Annotated in this window: 16 protein-coding genes; 13 read left to right on the forward strand and 3 right to left on the reverse strand. The window is 71.6% G+C overall.

Annotation, left to right across the window (positions count from 1 at the left end; translation table 11 throughout):
• The first annotated feature begins 18 nt into the window (after nucleotides 1–18).
• The 3 genes from dnaJ (at nucleotide 19) to FHX81_RS22200 (ending at nucleotide 2,499) form a co-directional block, all read left to right on the forward strand.
• Nucleotides 19–1,188: a molecular chaperone DnaJ gene (gene dnaJ, locus FHX81_RS22190; protein WP_141979972.1), complete on the forward strand. Its 1,170-nt coding sequence runs from the start codon at nucleotides 19–21 to the stop codon at nucleotides 1,186–1,188.
• Nucleotides 1,185–1,613 (forward strand): heat shock protein transcriptional repressor HspR, encoded by a 429-nt coding sequence (locus tag FHX81_RS22195; protein WP_141979973.1) that lies wholly within the window; start codon nucleotides 1,185–1,187, stop codon nucleotides 1,611–1,613. Before dnaJ ends, FHX81_RS22195 begins: the two co-directional genes overlap by 4 nt.
• A 208-nt stretch (nucleotides 1,614–1,821) precedes the next feature.
• Entirely contained in the window at nucleotides 1,822–2,499 is a 678-nt protein-coding gene (locus FHX81_RS22200) for an alpha/beta fold hydrolase (protein WP_141979974.1), read from the forward strand.
• A 60-nt stretch (nucleotides 2,500–2,559) separates the two neighbouring features.
• Here the strand turns inward: FHX81_RS22200 and FHX81_RS22205 are convergent, their stop codons facing one another.
• Nucleotides 2,560–3,663 carry an FAD-binding oxidoreductase gene (locus FHX81_RS22205; RefSeq protein WP_141979975.1) on the reverse strand — a complete coding sequence of 368 codons (1,104 nt, stop codon included), beginning with the start codon at nucleotides 3,661–3,663 and terminating at the stop codon, nucleotides 2,560–2,562.
• Nucleotides 3,664–4,173: 510 nt separating this feature from the next.
• Complete coding sequence (locus FHX81_RS40690) at nucleotides 4,174–4,554, reverse strand: VOC family protein (RefSeq protein WP_170232129.1); 381 nt, start codon at nucleotides 4,552–4,554, stop codon at nucleotides 4,174–4,176.
• Nucleotides 4,555–4,738: 184 nt separating this feature from the next.
• Between FHX81_RS40690 and clpB the strand changes: the two genes are divergently transcribed.
• From clpB to FHX81_RS22240, 6 genes are all read left to right on the forward strand, one after another.
• Nucleotides 4,739–7,321 carry an ATP-dependent chaperone ClpB gene (gene clpB, locus FHX81_RS22215; RefSeq protein ID WP_141979977.1) on the forward strand — a complete coding sequence of 861 codons (2,583 nt, stop codon included), beginning with the start codon at nucleotides 4,739–4,741 and terminating at the stop codon, nucleotides 7,319–7,321.
• Between the two features lie 377 nt (nucleotides 7,322–7,698).
• A complete protein-coding gene (locus FHX81_RS22220; protein ID WP_141979978.1) occupies nucleotides 7,699–8,394 on the forward strand; it encodes a type III secretion system chaperone family protein in 696 nt (231 codons plus the stop codon).
• Nucleotides 8,391–9,170: an SDR family NAD(P)-dependent oxidoreductase gene (locus FHX81_RS22225; RefSeq protein ID WP_141979979.1), complete on the forward strand. Its 780-nt coding sequence runs from the start codon at nucleotides 8,391–8,393 to the stop codon at nucleotides 9,168–9,170. Before FHX81_RS22220 ends, FHX81_RS22225 begins: the two co-directional genes overlap by 4 nt.
• Nucleotides 9,171–9,239: 69 nt before the next feature.
• Nucleotides 9,240–9,596 carry a hypothetical protein gene (locus FHX81_RS22230; protein ID WP_141979980.1) on the forward strand — a complete coding sequence of 119 codons (357 nt, stop codon included), beginning with the start codon at nucleotides 9,240–9,242 and terminating at the stop codon, nucleotides 9,594–9,596.
• A complete protein-coding gene (locus tag FHX81_RS22235; protein ID WP_141979981.1) occupies nucleotides 9,593–10,534 on the forward strand; it encodes a WXG100 family type VII secretion target in 942 nt (313 codons plus the stop codon). Before FHX81_RS22230 ends, FHX81_RS22235 begins: the two co-directional genes overlap by 4 nt.
• Nucleotides 10,531–10,965 carry a hypothetical protein gene (locus tag FHX81_RS22240; RefSeq protein WP_141979982.1) on the forward strand — a complete coding sequence of 145 codons (435 nt, stop codon included), beginning with the start codon at nucleotides 10,531–10,533 and terminating at the stop codon, nucleotides 10,963–10,965. Before FHX81_RS22235 ends, FHX81_RS22240 begins: the two co-directional genes overlap by 4 nt.
• Nucleotides 10,966–11,026: 61 nt before the next feature.
• Here FHX81_RS22240 and FHX81_RS22245 read toward each other — a convergent pair whose 3' ends face one another.
• A complete protein-coding gene (locus FHX81_RS22245; protein WP_141979983.1) occupies nucleotides 11,027–11,596 on the reverse strand; it encodes a hypothetical protein in 570 nt (189 codons plus the stop codon).
• A 53-nt stretch (nucleotides 11,597–11,649) separates the two neighbouring features.
• On the opposite strand from FHX81_RS22245, the gene pyrE reads away from it, so the two are divergent.
• The 4 genes from pyrE to FHX81_RS22265 all read left to right on the forward strand — a co-directional run bounded on the left by pyrE (nucleotide 11,650) and on the right by FHX81_RS22265 (nucleotide 14,398).
• The gene (pyrE, locus tag FHX81_RS22250; protein ID WP_073886212.1) at nucleotides 11,650–12,204 is read left to right on the forward strand and encodes an orotate phosphoribosyltransferase; all 555 of its coding nucleotides are present in this window, start codon (nucleotides 11,650–11,652) and stop codon (nucleotides 12,202–12,204) included.
• 1 nt (nucleotide 12,205) lies between these two features.
• Nucleotides 12,206–12,898 carry a hypothetical protein gene (locus tag FHX81_RS22255; protein ID WP_141979984.1) on the forward strand — a complete coding sequence of 231 codons (693 nt, stop codon included), beginning with the start codon at nucleotides 12,206–12,208 and terminating at the stop codon, nucleotides 12,896–12,898.
• Between the two features lie 67 nt (nucleotides 12,899–12,965).
• Complete coding sequence (locus tag FHX81_RS22260) at nucleotides 12,966–13,355, forward strand: DUF2784 domain-containing protein (RefSeq protein ID WP_141979985.1); 390 nt, start codon at nucleotides 12,966–12,968, stop codon at nucleotides 13,353–13,355.
• A gap of 212 nt (nucleotides 13,356–13,567) precedes the next feature.
• Nucleotides 13,568–14,398, forward strand: a complete 831-nt coding sequence (locus FHX81_RS22265; RefSeq protein ID WP_141979986.1) for a hypothetical protein — start codon at nucleotides 13,568–13,570, stop codon at nucleotides 14,396–14,398.
• Nucleotides 14,399–14,432 lie beyond the last annotated feature (34 nt).

Here is a 14,432-nt window from a genome sequence, read left to right on the forward strand (position 1 = left end):
GAAAGGGGGCGGCGTCCGTTGAGCGCTCGCGACTGGATCGAGAAGGACTTCTACCGCGAGCTGGGCGTCACCTCCGACGCTTCGGCCGACGACATCAAGAAGGCGTACCGGAAGTTGGCGCGGGAACTGCACCCCGACGCCAACCCCGGTGACGCCAAGGCCGAGGCGCGGTTCAAGGCGGTGTCCGAGGCGTACGGCGTGCTGTCGGACACCGCGAAGCGCAAGCAGTACGACGAGGCCCGCCGCCTCTTCTCCGGAGGCGGCGGGTTCCCCGGCGGGTTCGGCACGGGCGGCGGCGGGTTCGACGTCGGCGACCTGTTCGGCCGCCAGGGCGCGCAGCCCGGCGGCATGGGCGGCCTCGGCGACCTGCTCGGCGGCCTGTTCAACCGCCGGGGCGGCACGTCCGCCTCCGCGACCAGGCCGCGCCGCGGCGAGGACGTCGAAACCGACGTCCGCATCGACTTCACCGAAGCCGTCAAGGGCGCGACCGTGCCCATGCGCCTGTCCAGCCCCGCGACCTGCGGCACGTGCGCGGGCTCCGGCGCGCGCCCCGGCACGTCGCCGCGGACCTGCCCGAACTGCAACGGCGCCGGCCTGGTGACCCGCAGCCAGGGCGCGTTCGCGTTCTCCGAGCCGTGCGCGGACTGCCGCGGCACCGGCCGGATCGTGGACGACCCGTGCCCGGAGTGCGACGGCGACGGCGTGAGCACGAAGACCCGGACGTTGACCATCCGCATCCCGGCGGGCGTGGACGACGGCCAGCGGATCAGGCTGGCCGGCCAGGGCGAGCCGGGCCGCAACAACGGACCCGCGGGCGACCTGTTCGTGCGCGTGCACGTCAACCCGCACCCGATCTTCGGGCGGTCGGGCAACGACCTGACCGTGACCGTGCCGGTGACCTTCCCCGAGCTGGCGCTGGGCACCACGTTGACCGTGCCCACGCTGGAGGGCAAGGTGACCTTGAAGGTGCCCGCGGGCACGGCCAGCGGTCGTGTCCTCCGGGCCAAGGGCAAGGGCATCGCCCGGCGTGACGGCCAGGTCGGCGACCTGCTGATCACGCTGACCGTGGCGGTGCCGAACAACATGGACGCCGCAGCCAGGGAGGCGTTGGAGAACTACGCGTCGGTGACGGCGAAGCACGACCCGCGCGCGGAGCTCAACGCCCTGTTGGAGAAGAGGTCGGTGTGAGCTTCCCGTTCCCGCCCGGCACCGACGAGGACACCCCGTTCTTCGTCATCTCCGTGGCGGCCCAGCTGTCCGGTCTGCACGCGCAGACCCTCCGCGCCTACGACCGCCTCGGCCTGGTGTCGCCGGGCCGCACGTCCGGCGGCGGGCGCCGGTACTCGATGCGCGACATCGTGCTGCTGCGCGAGGTGCAACGCCTCTCGCAGGAGGAAGGCGTGAACCTCGCGGGCATCAAGCGGATCATCGAGCTGGAGAACGAGGTCGGCGCCCTGCGCGCCAAGGTGCAGGAACTGACCGAACAACTGTCCTCCGCCATGGCCGCCGCCGAACACGCCGCCGCCTCCGTGCACGCCTCCTACCGCCGCGACCTGGTCCCCGTGCGCCACGAAACGGCCCTGGTCGTCTGGAAGCCGAACTCCAAGCGCTGAGGCCACCTCAGGTCGCCCAATAGGGTGATCATGGTGCGAAAATGTACGGAAACACTGTTACCGCTCCTCGGTTAAACCATGAGGAGCCCCGCCAACCACCCCGATCCGCTCCCACCCGCCCCCCGACCCCCGCCGCCACACCGGCCGGACCGGACCCGCCAACCGGACTCGGGCCAGGCCAGGCCGGACTCGGGCCAGACTGGACCCCGTGGACTACGTCTTCGTGCACGGCACCACCCAGTCGCCGGCGTCGTGGCGGCCGGTGGAGGAGCTGCTCCGCCACCGCGGCCACCGGACCGTGGCCGTGGACCTGCCGACCGACCGGCCCGACCTGCGAGCCGTCGACTACGCCGCGATCGTCCGCGCCCAAGCGGGCGACGCGCTGGCCCCGGTCCTGGTGGGCCACTCCGGCGCGGGCCTGCTGATGCCCGCCATCGCGCGGGCCGTCGCTGCGTCGCACCTGGTCTGGGTGGCCGCGATGATCCCCGGGCCCGTGTCGCTGGCCGACGAGCTGACCGTGGACACCGGCGAGATGTTCAACCCGGAGTGGCGGTCCCTCACCGAGCCGCCCACCGCGGACCCGGTGGTGGCGGCGTACTTCCTGTTCCACGACTGCGACCTGGCCGGCGTGCGGGCCGGACTGCGGACGTTGCGCCTGTTCTACCCCGCGGCGACGTACCGCGAGGTGCACGAGCTGCCGGACCTGCCGTCGACCTACGTGCTGCCGCGCGAGGACCGGACGCTGCGGCCGTCGTGGATGCGGCAGGCCGCGCGGGAACGGCTCGGGGTCGAGGCGATCGAGGTCGACGGTGGGCACTGCCCGCAGACCAGCCGGCCGAGCACGCTGGCGGGGGTGTTGGGGGCGGTGCGGCCCGCTCGGCCGTGACGGGGCCGGATGTCACCCCGACGTGCGAGCGGCGAACGTGAAAAAATTTCAATAAGAGGGTCAGTCCAGGGTGAACGGGTCGTACTTGATCCGGTCCAGCGGGGTGCCGGCGACCAGCATCCGGGACACGGTCGCCCGGATCATGGACGGCGAGCCGCACACCAGCACGTCCCGGTCCTCCCACGCCCCGTAGCGGGTGACCACGTCGGCCAGCGTGCCCTGCTCGACGCCGCGCGCACCGGGATCCGACTCCAGCACCGGCACGACGGTCAGCCAGGGGTTGGTCATCGCGAACCGCTGAAGGTTGTCCAGGTCGTACAGGTCCTCACGGGTCCGCCCGCCCAGGAACAGGTGCACCCGCGGGTTCTCGCCCCACTGCGCCATCTCGTCGATGATCGCGTGCATCGGCGCCACCCCGGTCCCACCGGCGACCATCAGCACGTCCCGCCCGGACTTCCGGTCGACGCCCAACCGCCCCATCGGCGGCCCGATGCGCCACACGTCACCCGGCTGGGTGTGCCCGACGACCGAGCGGCTGACCCACCCGCCCTCGACCGAACGGATGTGGAACTCGATGATGCCGTCGTCGCGCGGCGCGTTCGCGGGCGAGTAGTACCGCCACAGCCGTGCGCGCTGCGGCGTCTCGACGCTCACGTACTGCCCCGCCCGGTACCCGACCGGGTGGTCCGGCTGCAACCGCACGACCGCCAGGTCCCAGCTCACCCGCTGGTGCTCCAGCACGGTGGCGTGCCAGTAGGCCGGTCCGTCGTCGGCCGCCGCCGCCTCCTGCATCGCCCGCGCCATGATCGTGTACGCCTCGGCCCAGGCCATCTCGACCTTCGGCGTCCACGCGGGCCCGGCGAACTTCTTCACCGCCGCCAGCAGCGCCGTGCCGACGGACTCGTAGTGCACGTTCACCACGCCGAACTTGCGGTGGTCGCGCCCGAGCTGCCGCAGGAACGGGATGAGGTCGTCGGGTCTGTCCACCATCTGCACGACGTGGACCAGGGCGCGCAGCAGTCGGCTGCGCTGGACCTCCATGTTCACGGGGAACATCTCACGGGTCGCCGGCGCGAGGCTGAAGAGCATGCCGTAGAAGAACTTGGCTACCTCTTCGGCGCGCGGCTCCACCACCGCGAAGCTCTCCCGGATCATCCGCACCATAGCGGTGACACCAGGAGGAGGTTCGCGGTGTGGCGGGCTCGGGATGGGGCTCAACACGGCGTTCGCAGTCATGGTCCGGGCGCAGTCTCCACGTTTCTGGCGGCGCCAGCAAGGGCGCTACGTCCTCGTCAAGCTTCCATCCCCGACGAGGGGACACTAACCCGCCAACTGGCCGGTCGACTCCTTGATGCCACCTTCGAGTGCAGTGCGGTTACGGATGGTCGCACGGCGTTGCAACGAACGGGTGGACATTCCCTTCCACATATACCGAATCCGCCGCTCGCGGCCCACCGTCAGGCGCGCGTCCCCTCCAAGACGTGCGCAACCTGACACGCCGGCGACGCCCCCGCGGCGTCCCGCCGGGTTTCCCCGGACGACGTTCACCCTGGTGGCGGCCGGCCGACCGCCCCGGTGCGGTGGGCCGCAATCGCCTGTGGATTCCCACCTGCGGATTGTGGACAACTCGGCTGTCGGTGTGGACAACCGGCTGCGACATGTGGGTGACGGGGCTCAGCCCTGCTGGGCGCGCTCCGCTGCGCTGCGTTCAACGCAGAACTCGTTGCCCTCCGGGTCGGCCAGCACGACCCAGCCCGTGCCGTCGGGGCGGCGCATGTCGGACACCAGCGCGGCCCCGATCCCGAGCAGCCGCTCCACCTCCGCGTCGCGGGTGGTGTCCGGCTGGAGGTCGAGGTGCACCCGGTTCTTCACCGACTTGGGCTCCGGTACCTGGATGAACAGCAGCCCCGGTCCTTCGGGCAGCGCGACCAGCGCTTCGGGGTCGCCGGGGTGGTCGTGCTCGGAGATCGGCTGACCGGTGACCCGGCTCCAGAAGCCGGCCAGCGCGTAGGCGTCCTTGCAGTCGACGGTGATGTGGTGCACGAGTGAGGTCATGCGGTGATCGTCTCGACCGGGGACGATCGGCGCACCCGGGTTTCCGGCCCGGCGACGACGGTGGCCCACACCACACGACTTCCCCTGGGTTGAGCGGAACTGGCTCAACTTTTCTGACGTTGTCCTGGATGATGGCTGTGCGGAACGCCGGCCGCTGCGCACGAACACCCGACCGAGGTGAGGAATGGACGCTTTCAACCCGACCACGAAGACGCAACAGGCCGTGTCCGCCGCAGTGCAGGCGGCGACCATCGCGGGCAACCCCGACGTCGGCCCGGTCCACCTCCTCGGCGCGCTCCTGGCCCAGGGCGACGGCCTCACCGCGCCCCTGCTGTCCGCGGTCGGCGCGGACCCGAAGCAGGTGCACAAGGAGCTGGAACAGCTGGCCAGGGCGCTGCCCGCGGCCAGCGGGTCGTCCGTGTCGGCGCCCGGGTTCTCCCGGGACGCGGCCCGCGTGCTGGCCAAGGCGCAGGAGCTCGCCACGGAGATGGGCGACGAGTACGTGTCGACCGAGCACCTGCTGGTCGGCCTCGCCCACCACGGCGGCCAGGTCGCCGACCTGCTGCGCCGCCACGGCGCGCACCCCGAGGCGCTCAAGGAGGCGTTCGGCAAGGTCCGCGGTTCGGCCCGGGTCACCAGCCCGGACCCGGAGGGCACCTACCAGGCGTTGGAGAAGTACGGCGTCGACCTGACCGAACGCGCCCGCAAGGGCGAGCTGGACCCGGTCATCGGCCGCAACACCGAGATCCGCCGCGTGGTGCAGGTGCTGTCCCGCCGCACGAAGAACAACCCGGTGCTGATCGGTGAGCCCGGCGTCGGCAAGACCGCCATCGTGGAGGGCCTGGCCCAGCGGATCGTGGCCGGTGACGTGCCCGAGAGCCTGCGCGGCAAGAAGGTCGTCGCGCTCGACCTGGGCGCGATGGTCGCGGGCGCGAAGTACCGGGGCGAGTTCGAGGAGCGGCTGAAGGCCGTGCTCAAGGAGATCACCGACTCCGCGGGCCAGGTCATCACGTTCATCGACGAGCTGCACACGATCGTGGGCGCGGGCGCGACCGGCGAGTCCGCCATGGACGCGGGCAACATGATCAAGCCGATGCTGGCGCGCGGCGAGCTGCGCATGGTCGGCGCGACCACGCTGGACGAGTACCGCGAGCACGTGGAGAAGGACCCCGCCCTGGAACGCCGCTTCCAGCAGGTGTTCGTCGGCGAGCCGTCGGTCGAGGACACGATCGGCATCCTGCGCGGCCTCAAGGACCGCTACGAGGTGCACCACGGCGTGCGGATCACCGACGCGGCCCTGGTCGCCGCCGCCACCCTGTCCGACCGGTACATCACCGCCCGCTTCCTCCCGGACAAGGCCATCGACCTGGTGGACGAGTCCGCGTCCCGGCTGCGCATGGAGATCGACTCGCGCCCGGTCGAGATCGACGAGGTCGAGCGCGCGGTGCGCCGGCTGGAGATCGAGGAGATGGCGCTGGCCAAGGAGTCGGACGCGGCCTCGGTGGAACGGCTCGCCGCGCTGCGCGCCGAGCTGGCCGAGCAGCGGGAGGACCTGGCCGGGCTGACCGCGCGGTGGCAGAACGAGAAGGGCTCGATCGAGAAGGTCCGCGACCTCAAGGAGCAGCTCGAACAGCTGCGCGGCGAGTCGGAGCGGGCCGAGCGGGACGGTGACCTGGGCCGGGCCGCCGAGCTGCGGTACGGGCGCATCCCGGCGTTGGAGAAGGAGCTGGAGGAGGCGACCCGCACCACGCAGGACGCCGCCGTGATGCTGAAGGAGGAGGTCGGGCCGGACGACGTGGCCGACGTGGTCTCCGCGTGGACGGGCATCCCGGCGGGCCGGCTGCTCGAGGGCGAGACGGCGAAGCTGCTGCGCATGGAGGACGAGCTGGGCAAGCGCGTGGTCGGGCAGGCCGAGGCGGTGCGGGTCGTGTCGGACGCGGTCCGGCGCACCCGCGCGGGCGTGGCCGACCCGGACCGGCCGACCGGCTCGTTCCTGTTCCTCGGCCCGACCGGCGTCGGCAAGACCGAGCTTGCCAAAGCGCTGGCGGAGTTCCTGTTCGACGACGAGCGGGCGATGATCCGCATCGACATGAGCGAGTACTCCGAGAAGCACTCGGTGGCCCGCCTGGTCGGCGCTCCCCCCGGCTACGTCGGCTACGACCAGGGCGGCCAGCTCACCGAGTCGGTCCGGCGCCGGCCGTACTCGGTGGTGCTGCTGGACGAGGTCGAGAAGGCCCACCCGGACGTGTTCGACGTGCTGCTGCAGGTGCTCGACGACGGCAGGCTGACCGACGGCCAGGGCCGCACGGTGGACTTCCGCAACACGATCCTGGTGCTCACCTCGAACCTCGGGTCGCACGTCATCGCGGACGCGACCCTGGACGAGCTCCAGCGCAGGGACGCCGTGATGGCGGTCGTGCGGACGCACTTCAAGCCGGAGTTCCTCAACCGGTTGGACGACGTCGTGGTGTTCCACTCGCTGGCGACGGAGGAGCTGACGTCCATCGTGGACATCCAGGTGGACCGGCTCGGGCGGCGGTTGGCGCAGCGGCGGCTGACCCTGGAGGTCACGCCGGCGGCGCGCGAGTGGCTGGCGTTGAACGGCTTCGACCCGGTGTACGGCGCCCGGCCGCTGCGGCGGCTGGTGCAGTCGTCGATCGGGGACCAGTTGGCGAAGGAGCTGCTGGCGGGCGAGGTGCGGGACGGCGACACGGTGAAGGTCGAGGTGCTGGACGACCACTCGGGCTTGATCGTCGGCCGGTCCTGACCGCCGGCCCCGCCTGACCGCGCGGCTTGCGCTCGGCGACCTCCGGGCTCCGAGCGCACGCCGCCCGTCGGTGTCGTCACCCCCCACGGGGCGGCGCCGCCGGCGTCCCGCCCCGCGGGTCGAGCCGGCTACGCAGGGGTCCCCGACCGGGGGACCCCTGTTTTTACTCTGCCGGCGAGGACCGACAGCGGGGGTGGGGCCGGGCCCGGCCTGTGGACAACGCTGTGGCCTGTGGATAAGTCCGGCCACGCGGTCGTCCGATGGGTCGCGGTCGCCCGCGGGCGCGGTCCGCGATCCGGGTAACAGCTTGATCCGTTTGCGCGAACCACGCCCCAAGTGATCTTCGTTTGTTCACCGCCGCCCGCTACTCTCGCACCGTGGGCATACCGGCGTGGGTCTGGTTCACCGTCGCCGCGGTAGCGGGCGTCGCGGGGTTCGCCCTGCTCGCGACCGACCGGGCACAGCGAACCGCGCGTAACCGCGAACGTCGCCGCTGGGCGGCGTTGCGCGGCTGGCAGTTCGAGGAGACCGACCACGTGCTGCCCACCCGCTGGGAGAGCGGCGCGATCGCCTACTACGGCGCGGGCGTCGCCAAGGACGTCGTCGCGGGCTCCACCTTCACCGCCGACGGCCGCCGCCAGGTCTACGTGCTCGACCACGAGACCAACGGCAAGGTCAACTCCGTCCTGGTCGGCGTGCGCTGCCGCCGGGCGCTGCCGGTGGTCGTCGAGCTGTGGCTGCCCAGCGTGCCGTTCCAGCGCGACCAGATGCCCGACCTGCTCGGACCGGTCGGCTCGCGGTACGCGTTCGTCAGCGAGCTGCCCGCCGCCCGCAAGCTCATCACCCCCGACCTGGTCGACGCGGCCGAGGAGATCGGCGGCGACGTCACCGTCGTCTGGCTGGAGGAGGACTGGGTGCTCGCCGCCGCACCGCCCAACTCGACCCCCGCGCGCCTGGAACGGCTGCTGCGCGACCTCGGCGAGCTGGCCGACGTGATCGACCCGTTCGAGGCCGACCCCGAGGCCGACGCCGGTGGCGAGGTCCACCGCCCGCAGTTCGGGCGCAAGCCGTGACGCCGCCGACCGCCCTGGTGACGGGCGCCTCGTCGGGCATCGGCGCCGCGTTCGCCCGCAGGCTCGCCGCCGAGGGCCACGACCTGGTGCTCGTCGCCCGCGACGAGCGGCGGCTGGAGGAGACGGCGGCCAAGCTGCGCGCCGCCCACGGCATCACGGCCGAGGTGCTGCCCGCCGACCTGGCCACCGACGCGGGCCGGGCCAAGGTGGCCGACTTCCTCGCCGAGCGCGAGGTCGACCTGCTGGTCAACAACGCGGGCTTCGCGATCTCGTCCGAGTTCTCCACGGCCGACCCGCTCGACCTGCAGTCCCAGCTCGACGTGAACGTGACGAGCGTGCTGCGGCTGACCCGCGCGGCGCTGCCCGGGATGGTGGCGCGCGGGCGCGGCGCGGTGGTCAACGTGTCCAGCGTCGCGGGTTTCCTGCCGGGCCGCGGCACGACCTACAGCGCGGACAAGGCGTGGGTGACGTCGTTCTCCGAGGGCATGGCGATGGCCACCGCGGGCACGGGTGTGCGCGTGCTGGCGCTGTGCCCAGGCTTCGTGCGCACCGAGTTCCACCAGCGGGCGCGGATCGACATGTCCCGGACACCCGACCTGCTCTACCTCGACGCCGACCGGGTCGTGCACGAGTGCCTGGCCGACCTGCGCGCGGGCAAGGTGCTGTCCGTGCCGGGCCCGCAGTACAAAGCCATCACGGTGTTCGCCCGACTGGTTCCGCGTGCGCTGGTCAGGCGGATAGCCTCGCGCGTCGCGGGCGGACGGGGTCGCACCTGAGAACTGCCGGGAACCTGAACCCGGTCCGGTCCGTCCCACTCCACTAGTTGGAACAGGGAGGAACCGTCGATGGGCGAGCAGTTCAGAGTGGAGCCGCCGGAGCTCCGCGGTTACGGCGAGTTGCTGACGCGCAACGCGCAGCACTTCATGACGATCAAGGACCACGCGATCTCCAAGGGCGGCGACACCTCCGGGTTCACCGGCCTGCTCTCGCTGCTCCAGCCCATCGTCACCGGCGTGGCGTCCCTGTACGGGGAGACCCTCGACTTCGCGAACCAGATGATGGTCAAGGAGGCGGAGGCCCTCAACAAGGCCGCCGACATGTACGAGAAGAACGAGGAGATGGTCATGAGCGCCCTGGACCGGGTGCTCGCCCAGCTCCACGCCGTCGCCGAGGCGCCGTCCCTCGGGGGTGGCGGGCGATGACCGCGTACGCAGACGTCGAGGACCCGTCGGTCGCGCTCGGCGCGGCGGCGGAGAACCGCCCCGGTCGGCAGACGACCAAGGAGCTCATCGAGAAGGCCGGCTGGAAGATCCAGGGCGTCAACTGGATCTACGAGAAGGTCACCGGCGAGAACCTGCTGGACGCGCTGATCAAGCCGCTGCTCGGCGACTTCGAGAAGATCGACGAGAACGCCAACGCGTGGGACCGGGTCGCCAAGGCGCTGGACTCCGTGCGGCACAACGTGGACTCGGGCGCGGAGCAGCTGTCGTCGCACTGGGACGGTGACGCGGCGAAGGCGTTCGAGACGCGCATGGGCACCATGTGGGTGATCGCCATCGAGGCGGACTCGCAGATCGCGCGGATCATCGGCAACAAGTTCCGCTCGACGGCCAGCACCTGCCGCACGGCGTGCGGCCTGGCGCTGACGCTGCTGGACATGCTGGTCGGCAAGCTGATGGAAGCCGCGATGACGGCGTGGATCCCGGTCGTCGGCTGGGGCCGCGCGGTGTGGATGGTCTACGACGCGATCCAGATCGTGGACGCCATCCGCAAGATCATCATCTCGATCCAGACGCTGATCGAGGGCGTCCAGGGCATGATCGACGGCATCGTCGCCATGGGCACCGCGCTGTCCAAGCTGAAGGACGTGCGCGACGTCGGTGACCTGCTCGACGTGGTCGACGGGTACCAGGACGGCAGGGAGAAGTTCGACAACGGCATGTCGGCGGCGAAGTCCGGCGCGCTCGGGGCCGCGCTGGGCGGGTACAGCCTGGGCAAGGCCGGTGTCGCGGCGCACGGCCGCTACACCCAGCCGCCGCCCACAGCGCCCGCGCCCGCTCCGGCCGGCGCGAGTTCGGGTGGCGGCGGCGGATCCGGTGGCGGTTCGGGCTCCGGTGCGGGCGGAGGTGACGGGCAGTGACGTTCCCCTACGACAAGGCGCGGCTGGACGCGCTGGTCGCCGACGTCGAGCAGCGGCTGGCGAACGTCGAGCAGACCGCGCGGGCGGCGAGCCAGGTGCAGCTGCGGTCGCGCGGGCTGACGCAGGCCGACTTCGCCGAGATCTCGCGGTTCGCCCACAGCCCCGGCGCGCCCAAGGAGCTGAAGGAGCTGGCCCGGCGGGTCGACGCGGGCGAGATGTCCTGGGAGGACATCGCGACCGGGAAGGCCGTGAACGACGAGGGCGTGCAGCGCGCCCTGCAGACCGGTGTCCCGGACCTCCAGCGTGCGTACACGGCGATCCAGGAGGGCAACGACCCCGAGGACGTCGTGTCGGCGGGTTCCTCGCGGCCCGGCGGGCGCCGCGACGACGACGGCGACGAGCCGAGCCAGTTCACCGAGGACGCCTGGTAGGCGGGGTGGGGTCGGGCCGGCCGCGCGGAGTCGTCCGCCGGCCCGACCACCCCGTCCGCGCTCAGGTCAGGGTGGGGAAGTCGAAGCCGCCCGGGCTGGTGTGGTTCGTGCCCACGCCGCGCACCACGTCGTAGGCCGCGGCGGCGGCGATCGCCAGGGAACGGACCGGGTCCGGGGTGCCCGGCCGCAGGGTCAGCACGTCGCGCCGCACCCGCCGGCCGTCCCGCTTCGCGATCTCACCGGGCCGGAACGACGCCACCTCGTGCAGCAGGCACAGCCGCTGCCCGGTCGCGTCGAGCAGCCCGTACGCGCCGTGCCCCTCGTGCCGGACCGACCCGACCGCGGCGCCGTTCGGCCACGTCACGCGTGTCGGCGGCTTGCCGGAGCCCTTCCGGATCAGCAGCACCTGCCGCCCCCGGTCGGCCAGGACCAGGTCGAACGTCGTCCGACCGGAGAACGCGGTGGCGCGCAACAACTTCCGCAGCGGTCCGAGGAACCGGCGTTCCGACACCGACGCGAGCAGCGTGCCGTGCTGGTCGTAGACGTCGTTGCGGTACCGGGTGCCGAGCAGGTGCCGCAGCACGCCCCAGGGCTGCTCGATGATCAACGTGTCGGTGCCGGGAAGGGTCACGGTGTGCCAGCGTACGGCCCGGTATGACACTCTTGGCACCCGTGCGAACTGAAGTGGTCCTGGACGCCGCGGCGAAGGCCGAGCTGGCGCGTTTGGTGAGCGAGTTGGCCGTGGTGCACGGCAAGGTGACGCTGTCCTCGGGCGCCGAGGCCGACTACTACATCGACCTGCGCCGGGCGACGCTGCACCACGCCGCGTCCCCGCTCATCGGCAAGCTGCTGCGGCAGCTCACGGCCGACTGGGACTACGTCGCGGCGGGCGGGTTGACGCTGGGCGCCGACCCGGTGGCCTGCGCGATGATGCACGCCGCCGCGGGCGCGGGCGAGGTGCTGGACGCGTTCGTCGTGCGCAAGTCCGCCAAGCAGCACGGCATGCAGCGGCAGATCGAGGGCATCGAGGTCGCCGGGCAGCGGGTGCTGGCCGTCGAGGACACCTCCACCACCGGCGGCAGCGTGCTGACCGCCGTGGAGGCGCTGCGCGCGCACGGCGCCACGGTGGTCGGCGTCGCGACGGTCGTGGACCGCGGCACGGGCGCGCGCGAGGTGATCGAAGAAGCCGGCCTGCCGTACCGGTACCTGCTGGATCTGGCCGACCTGGGCCTGGCCTGACATGGCGAGCGCGCTGGTCCTGCTGCTGGTGATCGTGGCGATCCTGGGCGTCGGGGTGGCCGTGGGGTTGTCGCGCCGCAAGCGCAACCCGTTCACGAACCAGCAGTTCGTGAGCCAGTGGGAGCAGCGGATGCGGGCGCTGGAGGCCTCGCTCGGGTGGCGGTTCGTCGCCGAGGACCAGGGCTTCGCCGAACGCGTGCCGCAGGTCGGTCGGATGCTGGAGGCCGACCGGAGCCGGGTGAAGTTCCAGCTCGTCGGCCACTGGCGCGGCGTGCCCGTGCTGGCCGTCGAGGTGGTGCTCCGCGCGGACAACGTGGCCACGTCGGAGTACCGCACGTACGCGGTGGTCGTCGTGCCGCGCCCGATGCCGGGTCCGTGGGTGCTGATCAGCCCGCGCGACGACCGCGTGTGGGGGTTGTTCGAGCAGTTCGTGGCGAGCGGCGACCCGGTGTTCGACGCCCGCTACGAGGTGCGCCGCCGCAACCCGGCGTTCGCCTCGGCGCTGCTCGGCTCCGGCCTCACGCAGGCGCTCCTGCAGGACCCGCGGGCCAACGGCGTGGCGATCGCGTTCGACGAGCACAACCTCGCCGCCGCCGTGCCGGGCCCCTTGTTGCAGGCACCGCTGGCGCACCTGGCCGACCTGCTGCTGGACGTGGCGGGCCGGGTGCCGTGGCAGGCGCTGCCCCGCGGCTGAAGCCCGGCCCGGAATTGACGGGCACGTGATCGCCGGGCGGCCTACTCTGGCTGACAGGGAGGTCGCTATGGTCGCGCGCGCGTTCGCCGAGCTGGTCATGGTGGTGCACTTCGGCGTTCTGGTGTTCCTGGTCGTGGGGGGATTCCTGGCCTGGCGCTGGCCGAAGGTGCTGTACGCCCACCTGGCCATGGCCACCTGGGGCCTGCTGATCGTCCTGTTCCCGCTGGCGTGCCCGCTGACCTGGCTGGAGAACGAGTTCCGCGCCGCCGCCGGCCAGCCCGAGCTGGCGAGCGGCTTCATCGACACCTACATCGACGGCGTCCTCTACCCGGATTCCGCGGCCCGCCTGGTGCAGGTCCTGGTGGCCCTGGTCGTGCTGACCTCGTGGACCGGCTACTACCTCAGACGCCGCGATGAACGGGCCTGTAATTCAGTGCAGTTCACCAATCAGCGATAAAGTCACCATTCGTCCCTCACCGGGGTGGCGTAATCGCCGGACCCGTCCGTACCAATCTCATTTCCGGAGCTGTCCGGTGCCTTACCCTTCAGCTGTGGGTCGGGGAAGGGTGGGCGGCGATGGGGGTGGCTCGGGCAGGTCTTGACGTTCGCGAACCGGTGCACCGCGGCAGGCGCAGGTCGGCGGTCGGTTCGCGGTTGCGGGATTACGTGGTGTACACGCCGGTGGTGGGGCCGGTGGAGGGCGGCGCGGCGCTCGCCTTGGCCGGCGGTTTCACGGCTGCTCTGGTGGGCCACGGGCACCTGCGGGTGTTCGGTTTGGGATTGGTGGCCTGCGCCGGGGTGGCGGTGTTCGCGATGCTCGTCGTCAACCGGGTGGTGTGGCGCGATCGGGACGTCGTGGAACGCCGCCTGCTGTTGGCGTACTGCGACCGACTGGAAAACGTCCACGGTCAGAAATGGTCGGTCCGGAGTTGGGTGCAGGAAGTCGACGTCCAACCCAACGGCGATGTCCGGCAGCGCATCTCGTTCACCGTTGTGGCGCTGTGCGAGGTGCTGTACTTCTGCACGTTCCACGACCGGGCCAACTGGGAATGGCCCCGCCGCCACCGCCGCCGGGTGCAGGCGCACGTGCGCAGCGTCGAGGTCCGCGGTGAGGGCGGGACCCGGTACGACTTCACCACGTCCTGGCTGGACAACGGAGTGCTGAAGATGGTCGTCCACCTCCACGGGGGAGTGCCGCTCGGCGGTGAGGTGAGCCTGTCGGTGGACATGTTCTGGCCGGCGAAGTGCCTGCCGCTGATGCGCGGCGACCGGGCGGACGAGTTCCTGGCCTCGTTCGCCGAGCCGGTGCCGTTCGCGCAGTACGTGATCCGACTCCCGGTCGGTGAACGCGCCTCGTTCGAGAAGGTCGGGATGCTGACCGAGCAGGACGACTGCTCGCTCACCCGGGAGCTGAACCAGTCGGGGCACCTGGAAACGACGTTGACGGTCCGGGACCTGCCCGCCTACCGGAAGTTCGGTGTGCGGTTGGACTTGGCATGACGGGCCCGTATCGCGGAGTGGGCCCGTCACCGGC

The sequence above is a fragment of the Saccharothrix saharensis genome (genome assembly GCF_006716745.1).
Lineage (GTDB): Bacteria > Actinomycetota > Actinomycetes > Mycobacteriales > Pseudonocardiaceae > Actinosynnema > Actinosynnema saharense.

Excerpts from the sequence above, each read along its gene's own strand:
- clpB (WP_141979977.1), top strand. The coding sequence starts at position 4,739 with ATGGACGCTTTCAACCCGACCACGAAGACGCAACAGGCCGTGTCCGCC.
- FHX81_RS22230 (WP_141979980.1), top strand. The coding sequence starts at position 9,240 with ATGGGCGAGCAGTTCAGAGTGGAGCCGCCGGAGCTCCGCGGTTACGGC.
- FHX81_RS22235 (WP_141979981.1), top strand. The coding sequence starts at position 9,593 with ATGACCGCGTACGCAGACGTCGAGGACCCGTCGGTCGCGCTCGGCGCG.
- FHX81_RS22205 (WP_141979975.1), bottom strand. The coding sequence starts at position 3,663 with ATGGTGCGGATGATCCGGGAGAGCTTCGCGGTGGTGGAGCCGCGCGCC.
- FHX81_RS40690 (WP_170232129.1), bottom strand. The coding sequence starts at position 4,554 with ATGACCTCACTCGTGCACCACATCACCGTCGACTGCAAGGACGCCTAC.
- FHX81_RS22255 (WP_141979984.1), top strand. The coding sequence starts at position 12,206 with ATGGCGAGCGCGCTGGTCCTGCTGCTGGTGATCGTGGCGATCCTGGGC.
- FHX81_RS22260 (WP_141979985.1), top strand. The coding sequence starts at position 12,966 with ATGGTCGCGCGCGCGTTCGCCGAGCTGGTCATGGTGGTGCACTTCGGC.